This is a genomic window from Streptomyces sp. NPDC060027 (genome assembly GCF_042737005.1).
Classification (GTDB): Bacteria; Actinomycetota; Actinomycetes; order Streptomycetales; family Streptomycetaceae; genus Streptomyces.
On sequence record NZ_JBHWVI010000462.1, the window covers coordinates 1 to 1,435 of the forward strand.

The following is a 1,435-nucleotide window of genomic DNA, read 5'->3' on the forward strand; positions in this document are numbered from 1 at the left end:
CCTGCGGGCGCGCGGATTTCGGCAGGGAAGTTCGGCAGAGTCGAGAGGTCGTTGCCGAAGGAGGCCGTTTCCGAGGTGAAGCGGTCGCCGGTGAGTTGCATACCGTCACCGGAGTCCCCCGCGAACCGGATGATGACCCGGTCGAGCCGGCGGACGTCCTTCGTCCCCGGTGGTTTGCGCTGTTCTCCTACGACGGCTTCGTCGGCCTGTTCCGTTGGGCTGCTGACCTTGCTCGTCACTGAACTGGACCTCCTTTGAGGCGGCTGTCCGGGAGGGGCCTTCCCGAAGGCCCTTCCTTCTTCAACCCTACGTCGGTAAGGGTCGCCTTCCTTGGGCCATTCGCATGATGGACACTATTTTGAGACGGCCTGACGCCCTGACTTGTCACGATTTTTCCCGCCCCCGGTCTTTTCTCCGAACGACGCTCCCGGCCTACTTCTCGGTTCCGTTCAACAACTGACACAGTGTCAGTCGGTCATGAGTTCAGGTAGGTCAGGACGGCCAGAACACGCCGGTGATCCCCGTCACTTTGCGACAGGCCCAGCTTCTGGAAGATGTTGCTGACGTGCTTCTCGACGGCACCGTCGCTGACCACCAGCTGGCGGGCGACGGCGGAATTCGTCCGGCCCTCGGCCATCAGCCCCAGCACTTCCCGCTCCCGCGGCGTCAGCCCGGCCAGCACGTCCTGCTTGCGGCTGCGGCCGAGCAGCTGCGCCACGACCTCCGGGTCCAGCGCGGTACCCCCCTGGGCCACCCGCACCACCGCGTCCACGAACTCGCGCACCTCGGCGACCCGGTCCTTGAGCAGGTAACCGACGCCATGACTCGAACCGGCCAGCAGTTCGGTGGCGTAGCGCTCCTCCACGTACTGCGACAGCACGAGCACACCGAGTCCGGGATGCGCCTTGCGCAGCTGCACGGCCGCCCGCACGCCTTCGTCGGTGTGTGTCGGCGGCATCCTCACGTCCGCGACCACGACGTCCGGCAGCGCGTCCTGCGCCGCGAACTCGGTGATGGTCTTGATCAGCGCCTCGCCGTCCCCGACCCCCGCCACCACGTCGTGCCCGCGGTCGGTCAGCAACCGGGTCAGGCCCTCCCTGAGCAGCACTGAATCCTCGGCGATGACCACCCGCACCCTGTCCTCCACGATTCCTCGGCCCCCCAGAGCCCACCCCGGGCCGTCCCCGGCTCCGCCGGATTCGTTCCCGCTCGTACGACAGACCCCAGCATTCCAGCATTCGGACCGGGATGCGCCCGGGCGACGTGAATAGGGGTGCGGCCCGGAGGATCGATCTCTCTCACACGTGCCCGACCGATCTTCGGCCGGGCACCCCGGTGGGGTACCCGTTCGCGGGCACCCCGTCCCGTGCCAGGGGCGGTGGGGCCCCCCCCGGGGGGGGGGCCCGGAGGGAAAAAAAAAAAAAAGCAGGCGGAC

1 protein-coding gene and 1 pseudogene are annotated in these 1,435 nt (G+C 67.6%); both read right to left on the reverse strand.

The genetic code is table 11. The features are described from left to right. Positions 1-239 (reverse strand): annotated as a pseudogene (locus ACFWBT_RS43020) (2-oxoglutarate ferredoxin oxidoreductase subunit alpha); the annotation flags it as partial. A 236-nt stretch (positions 240-475) separates the two neighbouring features. Continuing rightward, complete coding sequence (locus ACFWBT_RS43025) at positions 476-1,135, reverse strand: response regulator transcription factor (protein ID WP_323178795.1); 660 nt, start codon at positions 1,133-1,135, stop codon at positions 476-478. Positions 1,136-1,435: the final 300 nt, after the last annotated feature.